Below are 8,576 nucleotides of genomic sequence, written 5' to 3'. Positions count from 1 at the left end.
ATGCGGGCCGGGCAGCGGCCCGAGGAGGAACCGCGGCATTGACACCGCGGTGACGATGCGGGCCGGGCAGCGGCCCGTCGGTGACGATTAGCCCGAAGTTAAGGCCCGGCTCGGGTCTTGGCTGCCGGTTTACCGGCTGGTTGACTGGATATGCCGGGTGGTGTCACCGCCACCGTCTGAGGAGTTACGCACATGGGCTGGTTGTCCGCACCCGAATACTGGCTGGGCAGACTGGTGCTCGAGCGCGGCACCGCGGCCGTCTACCTGTTGGCATTCTTGGCGGCCGCCTTGCAGTTCCGGGCGCTCATCGGGGAGCACGGAATACTGCCGGTGCCGCGTTTTCTGGCCGGAAGGTCGTTCTGGACGGCGCCCAGCGTGTTTCAGCTCCGCTACTCCGACCGTCTCTTCGCGGGCGTGTCCTGGTTCGGTGCGGCCCTGTCGGCCGCCGTCGTCGCCGGCGTCGCCGACCTCGCGCCGCTGTGGGCAGCGATGCTGATGTGGCTGGCGCTGTGGGTGCTGTACCTGTCGATCGTCAACGTCGGGCAGGCCTGGTACTCGTTCGGCTGGGAGTCGCTGCTGCTGGAGGCCGGGTTCCTGATGATCTTCCTCGGCAACGACCACACGGCGCCGCCGGTGCTGACGTTGTGGATGGCGCGATTTTTGTTGTTCCGCGTGGAATTCGGCGCCGGGCTGATCAAGATGCGGGGCGACCCGTGCTGGCGGGACCTGACGTGCCTGTACTACCACCACGAGACGCAGCCGATGCCCGGGCCGTTGAGCTGGTTCTTCCACCACCTGCCCAAGCCGCTGCACCGCGTCGAGGCGGCAGGCAACCACTTCGCCCAACTGATCGTGCCGTTCGGGTTGTTCGCTCCGCAGCCGGTGGCCGGCGTGGCCGCGGCGATCATCGTCGTCACGCAGCTGTGGCTGGTGGCCTCGGGAAACTTCGCGTGGCTCAACTGGGTGACGATCCTGTTGGCGTGCAGCGCGATCGACGACTCGGCATGGGCCGTGCTGCTGCCGGTGCCCGCGCACGCCGCGCCGGCTGCGCCGCCGTCGTGGTTCGCCGTCCTGGTGCTGGCGTTCACCGTCGCCGTGGTGTGCCTGAGCTATTGGCCGATGCGCAACATGCTGTCCCCGCGCCAGCGAATGAACATGTCCTTCAACCCCTTCCACCTGGTCAACACCTACGGTGCCTTCGGCAGCATCGGGCGCGTCCGGCGCGAGGTGGTGATCGAAGGTACCGGCGACGCGAAAATCACCGGCCAGACGCTGTGGAAGGAATACGAGTTCAAGGGAAAGCCGGGCGCGGTGCGCCGCCTGCCCCGCCAGTGGGCCCCGTACCACCTGCGGCTGGACTGGCTGATGTGGTTTGCGGCCATCTCCCCCGGCTACGCCCAGCCATGGCTGCGCCCGCTGCTGCAGCGGCTGCTGCGCAACGACCGTCCGACGCTGCGCCTGTTGCGACACAACCCTTTTCCTGACTCCCCGCCCCGGCATGTGCGTGCGCAGCTCTACGAATACCGGTTCACCACACCTGCGGAGCTGCGGCGTGACCGGGCGTGGTGGCACCGCACTCCGGTGGGCGGGTATGTCGCGCCGATGACGCTGCGGGAGGCGGCGTCTCCCACGCCGTGAGACGCCGTGATACGGCGCGCTACCTCTGACCCGATTCCGCGGGTAAGCCGGACGGTTGGTCTTTGGGTCTTGGGGTCTTGATTGCGGTGGAGGGTATCCGCGTCTGCCGGGGTGCACCCGGTTTGCGTTTCGTTGTGGGTTTGCCCGTGAGGGTGTAGCGTCAGGGTAGCTAGTACTCTCAGTGCATCCGGAACGGCTCAGCTTCTGACCGCTGATCTGCCGAGCATTCGCTCACGCCGGACACATCGCTTACCGCTCAGTCGGGATAATTTTGAATGCTCCATCGTTGGTCCAGCCGTTGATTGCTCCCTTTGGGATGCAACACTTTTCGTACATGCCGAGCTTCGGTATCCTCAGCACTCATCCACCGACTCCGTGCGGGCTGGCGACCTTCAGCGCGGCCTTGTCCGACGGGTTGGCCGCCAAGGGCGCCGCGGTCAGCGTGGTACGCATCGCCGATGATGAAGTGTCTACCCGCCCCAACGTCGTCGGTGAGCTCGTCAACGGCTCACCGTCGTCGATTGCGGAAACCTCAGAGCTGCTGAACCAGAGCGACGTCGCCGTCATCCAGCACGAGTACGGCATCTACGGCGGGCCCGATGGTGACGAAGTCGTCCAGATCATGGAAAACTTGCGCGTCCCGTCGATCGTCGTCGCTCACACGGTGCTCAAAGACCCGACGCTACAACAACGTTCGGTGCTCGAACGGGCTGTGGCACTGGCCGATCAAGTCGTCGTCATGTCGGAGACCGCCCAGCGCCGGCTGTGTGACGGGTTCCCCGTCCAACGCCACAAGGTCGTCACGATCCCCCACGGTGCGGAGCTCCCCAAGACCGCCGCCCTGAAGCGTTCCGCCCGCCCCATCATCTTGACGTGGGGGCTCATCGGCCCGGGCAAGGGCATCGAACGCGTCATCGACGCGATGGCCGTGCTCAAGAAGCTCCCGGGCCGACCACGCTACCTCATCGCCGGCCGCACCCACCCCAAGGTCCTGGCCGCCGAAGGCGAGGTCTACCGCGAAGCCTGCCTCGCACGGGCTCAGCTCCTCGGCGTCGCCGACTCGGTGTCCTTCGACCCCATGTACCGCAGCCCCGCCGCGCTGACCACGCTCATCTTGGAGGCCAGCGTGATCGTCCTGCCCTACGACTCGAGGGAACAGGTCACCTCCGGCGTGCTGGTCGACTCCGTCGCAACCGGTCGGCCCGTCGTCGCGACCGCCTTCCCCCACGCCGTCGAGTTGCTCGGCAGTGGCGCGGGCCTCGTGATCCCACACGACGACCCCGACGCACTGGTCGGCGCCCTGCGACTGGTTCTGACCGACCCGCGTGCGGCTGGCTCCATGGCCTCGGAGGCTCGTAAGTTGGCGCCGACGATGGCCTGGTCCACCGTCGCCGACGCCTACCTCGACATGGCGAAACGGCTCGTCGCAGCGCGCTTGGCACGAGCATGACTGCCACTGCGCCCAACCCGGTATTCGCACACCTACTTCGGATGACGGACCACCGCGCCACGTACGAGCATGCGCTCCTCACCGAACCGCGCCGCGAGCACGGCTACTGCACCGACGACATGGCCAGGGTGCTCGTCGTCGCCACCCGGGAGCCCGAAACGCCGCGTGAGTTGAACGGTCTCGCCGGTAAGGCGCTCACGTTCCTGAACGATGCCCAGTCCTACAACGGTGCCTGCCGCAACCGCATGGACAAAACAGGGCATTGGACCGATCAGCCGACCACCGACGACCACTGGGGCCGCTGCATCTGGGGCCTCGGCACGGCCGCCGCGCACAGTGACGTCAGTCTGGTCCGCCGGCTGGCCACCATTCAATTCGAACGCGCCGCCAAGGCCAGATCACCGTGGCCGCGGGCAATGGCCTTCGCTGCCGTCGGCGCGGCCGAACTCGTCACCGCCGAGCCCGAGCACCCAGCGGCGCTGAGACTCCTCGCCGACTACGCCGCCAATGTATCCAGTCGCAACAGCGACCCCGACTGGGCGTGGCCTGAGGCCCGACTCACCTACGCCAACGCGGTGCTCGCCGAGGCGATGATCGCGACAGGTGTCGCACTGGACGACCCTGCGCTGTCTCGGCGTGGCTTGGAGCTATTGGAGTGGCTGCTCGACTACGAGACGGCCGACGGTCAGCTCTCGCCCACCCCGGTCGGGGGTCGGGGACCCCACGACGGCCAACCGGCGTTCGATCAGCAGCCGATCGAGGTCGCCACGCTCGCCGACGCGTGCGCGCGCGCCGCAACCGTCGATCCGCGACCACTCTGGCCCGAGGCCATCCGATCCGCCGCCGCCTGGTTCCAGGGCGACAACCGCGCCGGCCAGGTCATGTGGGATCCGGAGACCGGTGGCGGCTTCGACGGCCTGCTCGCCGACGGGGTGAACCTCAACCAGGGCGCCGAGTCGACCCTCGCGGTGATATCCACCTTTCAACAGGTTCGCCGTTTCTCCACTGTCCCACAATGACTTCGGTGAGATCTGGGCTCGTCACACGCAACCCGCAACGACTCGCCGCCGACCCCGCCCGTGTGATCACACGGTTCTTCGTACCGGGCCAAGAGGGCTTCGAGCCTCAGGAGTCCCGCGCGGGCGTGGTGCTCTCGCGCATCCTCGCTTTGACCGATGACGACGTTCAATCCACCCTCGACGATGTCCTCACCCGCTTCGACGGCCGGCACCGTCACCTCAAGGACACGTTTCGTCGGCACGCCCGCGAACTCGCCGACCGGCTGAAGCCCGACCGCCACCTCTCCGATGCGCGAATGCTGTTGCTGGGCGCGGCTTTTACCATGGAGTACGCCATCGAGGGCGCGGCGCTGTGCAACCCGAGCATCGTGGCCCACCCCGACCAATCCGACACGGCGCCAAACAGCCTGCGTTTCGTGATGAGCGTGCGGGGGATCGGGGAGGGACACCAGTCGTCGATCGGGTTCCGCACCGGTGTCGTCGACGCTGCGGGTCAGCCCACGATCGACGAACCAGCCCCGTACGCCGCAACCGGACGAGTCTCCGGCGCGCTGCTCGACGCATCGGTGTTCGGCGTCGAGCTCGGCCGCATCGCCAACGCGGGCGACGCCGCCGCCTACGTCTTCGAAGCGCTCGGTGACCGCTTCACCGGACCCGAACTCGACGAACGACTCGACAGCCTGCGCGCCCACCTCAGCACCCGCGGACACGCTCAGCGTGCGGTCGACCTGATCCGCGCTATCGCCTCGCGGTCCTACACCGTCGAATTCCCTAGCGAGGTAATGCTTTCCGAGCGGGTGCTCTGGCCATCGATGGAAGCCGAGCAGGCCGGCATGGAGGATGCCCGCTTCGTCCGCTTCGTTGACGACGACGGATCGGTCACCTACTACGCCACCTACACGGCCTACACCGGATCCCATGTCAGCCAACAACTACTCCAGACCAAGGACTTTCAGTCGTTCACCTCCGGACCGCTCGTCGGCCAGGCCGCGGCCAACAAGGGCCTGGCGGTGTTTCCCCGCCGGATACGCGGCCGCTACGCCGCCATGTCGCGATCGGACCAAGAAACGAACACCGTCGCTTTCGCCGACCACATGTCGATCTGGACCAACACGTCACCCTGTCAGCGGCCGGCCGAGGCGTGGGAGACGCTGCAACTCGGAAACTGCGGTCCGCCAATCGAAACCGATGCGGGTTGGCTGGTGCTTACCCACGGAGTGGGACCGATGCGCACGTACAGCATCGGCGCGATCCTGCTCGATCTCGACGATCCGACGAGGGTGCTCGGGCGGCTGCGGCGACCGCTGCTGACCCCCGCTCCCGACGAGCAGAACGGCTACGTGCCGAACGTCGTCTACTCCTGCGGCGCACTCGTTCACGCCGATACCCTGGTTATCCCCTACGGCATCGGCGACAGCGCCATCGGTATCGCCACCATGCCACTTCCAGAGCTGTTGGCCGCGATGGCCCAGCAACCTGAACGCCCGAGATGAGGTCACGATGCGAAAAAACCGACGACAGAACGCACAATCCGCTCGGCGAGTACATGCTACGCATGGGTGCGCGATTCGTCGCCAAGGAACGTCCGCACGGGCTGGAGGCGTTGGCGACGCGCGGGGCGCATCTGGGTCGGTGGGACCCGAATGACGTCAGCCTGGAAGTCGCGTTGCATGAACGCGGCCGCACGGAGCAGCGCGTCACGCTGCGGACGACCTTACCCGGGCTCACGCCCCTGATAGTGGTCATCGATGACCCTGACATCGCTCGTGCTTGACGACGCCAAGCACGAGCTGATCCGGCAGCTTGAACATCAGAAGTCGACGGGCGAACCGGTGCACAACCGCACGCTCACAGGCAGGACCATCCGCCATCCGGGTGCTCGGGCACCAGCGGAAAGCGCCCCGCCTGCCGGATGAATTCGAAGTCCGACATCTTCGACTTCAGCCTCGGCGCGACGAGATGGACACCATCACCGGCCTCGGCCGCGGCGAATTGGGGCGTACCGGTCCAAACCCTTGTCGATGCGTATCCTGCTCACCCGGTGGGTGCCCTTCCGCGCCGCCGGACAATGTCGTTGCACAACAGGAATCGCCCTAGGCCGCAACGGAATCCATCGCATCTTCCCGCGCGTGTCACCCGCTTGCCCGCGGAATCGTCTGATAGGAAAGGGCTCCCGTGCCCGCGAGCTTCCCGCCCTCGACGATCAGGTACTCGGGACGGATGGGCGTCCCCGCGAAGAAGCACTCCAGGATCTCGCGGGTTCCGGCGGCGTAGCGCGCCTGGGCGGACAGTGTGGTGCCCGAAACATGTGGCGTCATCGCATTGTTCGGCATGGTGCGCCACGGGTGGTCGGCCGGCGGCGGCTGCGGGTACCACACGTCACCGGCGTAACCGGCGAGTTGGCCGCTCGCGAGCGCCGCGGCGATCGCGTCGGGGACGGTCTCCTCGCCCCGTGCGGTGTTGACGATGTAGGAGCCGCGCCGCATCGTGGCCAGCAGCCTCTCGTCGAACATCCGGCGGGTGTCCTCGTAGAGCGGCGAATGAATGGACACGATGTCGACGGAACTCACCAGCGACTGCACGTCGGGGTGGAACGTCACGTTCAGGTCCATCTCCGCTTCCGGCGGGAGCCGGCGCGTGTCGGTGTAGTGCAGGTTGACGTCGAACGGCGCCAGCCGACGCAGTACCGCCCGCCCGATCCGTCCGGCGGCGATCAGCCCGACGTCCATGCCCTCCAGGTCGTAAGCGCGCTCCACACAGTCGGCGATGTTCCACCCCCCTTCGGCGGCCCAGCGATGCGACGGGAGGAAGTTGCGCACCAGCGCCAGAATCTGCATCACCGTGTGCTCGGCGACGCTGATGCTGTTGCTGTACGTCACTTCGGCCACCGTGATCCCACGACGCTTCGCGGCCTCGAGATCCACGTGGTCCGAGCCGATTCCCGCGGTCAGCGCCAGCTTGAGTCCGGGGGCTTTCGCGATGCGCTCCTGCGTGAGGTACGCCGGCCAAAACGGCTGGGAGATAACGATATCCGCGTCGGGAAGTTCACGTTCGAATTCCGAATCCGGCCCCTCCTTATCCGACGTCACCACCAACTCGTGCCCGCGGTCCTCGAAGAACTTCCGCAGACCCAGCGCGCCCGAGACACAGCCCAGCAGCTCCCCGGGGGTGAAGTCGGTCCGCGAAGGGGTCGGCACGGTGCTGCCGTCGGGGTAACCCGCGATCGCCGGAATACTGTCGCGCGCGTATTTGGGCGGGTACCCGCCGACGGGATCGGGATAGAGCACCATCACGCACTTGGCCATTGAGAATCCTCCTTCAGGGACAACCCAGTCTCGGGGGACTACGACGAAGGTGTCCAAGACGTGTTTCCGACCGGGCGATAGGCCGCGCCGATCACCGTTGATCACACCCCGTCGAGCGCCTCGTGGATGCCGGCGTCGTGCGCGGCCCGAATCAGCGCGCGGGTGACGGGCGAGCCTGGCTCCGCCTTGTTGGTGACGAGCGCGATGAGAGCCCGCACGGGTGGCTGGTCGAGCGGCAGGACGGCGACCCCGGCGGGAGTGCCGAGGGTTTCGAGCCATGGTTGCGGGACGATGCTGGCCCACCGGCCCGTGCGCACGTGGGCGAGCAGGGTCACCAGGGAATCGGTCTCCAGCTGCGGTGTCACCGTCCTACCCTGACCTGCCAGCGCGTCATCGATGAGCCGGCGGCCACGCATGCCGGGCGTCAACAGGCACAACGGCAATTCGATCGCTTCGGACCAGGTTATGGTGCCCGACCGGCCGGTGAGCAGCTCGGTACCGGCGATGAGCACCGGCCGCTCCTGGTACAGCGGGGTGACGACAAGCTCGTCGGTGTCCTGTTGGTCGGGGTAGAGGACCCCGGCGTCCAATTCGAACCGGCGGACGCGTTCGACGATTCCGGCGGATCGCAGATTCATCTCGAGTCGGACGCGGACCAGCGGGTGCGTGGCGCAGAACGGATCCGTAAGCAGCGCAACGGTAGTCGAGGCCGCGGGCACCACACCCACTCGAAGTTCGCCGGTCAGACCGGTCTGCAGCGCCGCGGCTTCCTGTTTGAGGGCGTCGCGGTCGGCCAGGATGCGCCGCGCCCAATGCACCAGACGCTCGCCTTCGGGAGTGAGGCCCTCGAATTTCCGGCCGCGCCGGACCAGCGGCACGTCGAGTTCCTGTTCGAGCTTGCGGATGGCTTCCGAGAGCGCGGGCTGCGACACGTAGCAGGCGCTGGCGGCGCGCGCGAAATGTCGCTCGTGAGCGAGCGCCACGAAATACTCCAGCTGACGGAACAACACGGCTTCATTCGACCACGCCGCACGGGCACCACCGCTGCCGCTATGCCTCGTCCTCGTCGTCTCCGTTTTGGAGGAGTTTTTCGGGGTGCCAGTAGGTGTTGGTGCGGGGTTGGCCGCGCTCGAGGTGTGGGGGTGGGATCCATTCGGTGTCGCC

7 protein-coding genes and 1 pseudogene are annotated in these 8,576 nt (G+C 67.0%); 5 read left to right on the top strand and 3 right to left on the bottom strand.

Features of this window, described 5'->3' with window-relative positions:
* Nucleotides 1–192 precede the first annotated feature (192 nt).
* The 5 genes from FPZ47_RS25240 (at nucleotide 193) to FPZ47_RS29935 (ending at nucleotide 5,881) form a co-directional block, all read left to right on the top strand.
* Complete coding sequence (locus FPZ47_RS25240) at nucleotides 193–1,638, top strand: lipase maturation factor family protein (protein ID WP_144950312.1); 1,446 nt, start codon at nucleotides 193–195, stop codon at nucleotides 1,636–1,638.
* 334 nt (nucleotides 1,639–1,972) lie between these two features.
* Nucleotides 1,973–3,088 carry a glycosyltransferase gene (locus FPZ47_RS25235; protein WP_246133339.1) on the top strand — a complete coding sequence of 372 codons (1,116 nt, stop codon included), beginning with the start codon at nucleotides 1,973–1,975 and terminating at the stop codon, nucleotides 3,086–3,088.
* Entirely contained in the window at nucleotides 3,085–4,107 is a 1,023-nt protein-coding gene (locus tag FPZ47_RS25230) for a glycosyltransferase (protein WP_144950307.1), read from the top strand. The genes FPZ47_RS25235 and FPZ47_RS25230 overlap by 4 nt, the downstream gene beginning before the upstream one ends.
* A complete protein-coding gene (locus FPZ47_RS25225; protein WP_144950305.1) occupies nucleotides 4,104–5,600 on the top strand; it encodes a glycoside hydrolase family 130 protein in 1,497 nt (498 codons plus the stop codon). The genes FPZ47_RS25230 and FPZ47_RS25225 overlap by 4 nt, the downstream gene beginning before the upstream one ends.
* A 62-nt stretch (nucleotides 5,601–5,662) precedes the next feature.
* Nucleotides 5,663–5,881 carry a hypothetical protein gene (locus FPZ47_RS29935; RefSeq protein ID WP_246133338.1) on the top strand — a complete coding sequence of 73 codons (219 nt, stop codon included), beginning with the start codon at nucleotides 5,663–5,665 and terminating at the stop codon, nucleotides 5,879–5,881.
* 358 nt (nucleotides 5,882–6,239) lie between these two features.
* Here FPZ47_RS29935 and FPZ47_RS25215 read toward each other — a convergent pair whose 3' ends face one another.
* From FPZ47_RS25215 to FPZ47_RS29930, 3 genes and pseudogenes are all read right to left on the bottom strand, one after another.
* Nucleotides 6,240–7,412, bottom strand: a complete 1,173-nt coding sequence (locus FPZ47_RS25215) for an NAD-dependent formate dehydrogenase (protein WP_144950303.1) — start codon at nucleotides 7,410–7,412, stop codon at nucleotides 6,240–6,242.
* 101 nt (nucleotides 7,413–7,513) lie between these two features.
* Nucleotides 7,514–8,422: a LysR family transcriptional regulator gene (locus FPZ47_RS25210; protein ID WP_144950301.1), complete on the bottom strand. Its 909-nt coding sequence runs from the start codon at nucleotides 8,420–8,422 to the stop codon at nucleotides 7,514–7,516.
* Nucleotides 8,423–8,462: 40 nt separating this feature from the next.
* Nucleotides 8,463–8,576: pseudogene (locus tag FPZ47_RS29930) on the bottom strand (HNH endonuclease signature motif containing protein); the annotation flags it as partial.

It is taken from the genome of Mycobacterium helveticum, assembly GCF_007714205.1.
Lineage (GTDB): Bacteria > Actinomycetota > Actinomycetes > Mycobacteriales > Mycobacteriaceae > Mycobacterium > Mycobacterium helveticum.
This window is presented reverse-complemented; position numbering and strand designations above follow the sequence as displayed.

What these genes read in the sequence shown, in the direction of transcription:
- FPZ47_RS25240 (WP_144950312.1), top strand. Translation starts at nt 193, where the DNA reads ATGGGCTGGTTGTCCGCACCCGAATACTGGCTGGGCAGACTGGTGCTC.
- FPZ47_RS25235 (WP_246133339.1), top strand. Translation starts at nt 1,973, where the DNA reads ATGCCGAGCTTCGGTATCCTCAGCACTCATCCACCGACTCCGTGCGGG.
- FPZ47_RS25230 (WP_144950307.1), top strand. Translation starts at nt 3,085, where the DNA reads ATGACTGCCACTGCGCCCAACCCGGTATTCGCACACCTACTTCGGATG.
- FPZ47_RS25225 (WP_144950305.1), top strand. Translation starts at nt 4,104, where the DNA reads ATGACTTCGGTGAGATCTGGGCTCGTCACACGCAACCCGCAACGACTC.
- FPZ47_RS29935 (WP_246133338.1), top strand. Translation starts at nt 5,663, where the DNA reads ATGGGTGCGCGATTCGTCGCCAAGGAACGTCCGCACGGGCTGGAGGCG.
- FPZ47_RS25215 (WP_144950303.1), bottom strand. Translation starts at nt 7,412, where the DNA reads ATGGCCAAGTGCGTGATGGTGCTCTATCCCGATCCCGTCGGCGGGTAC.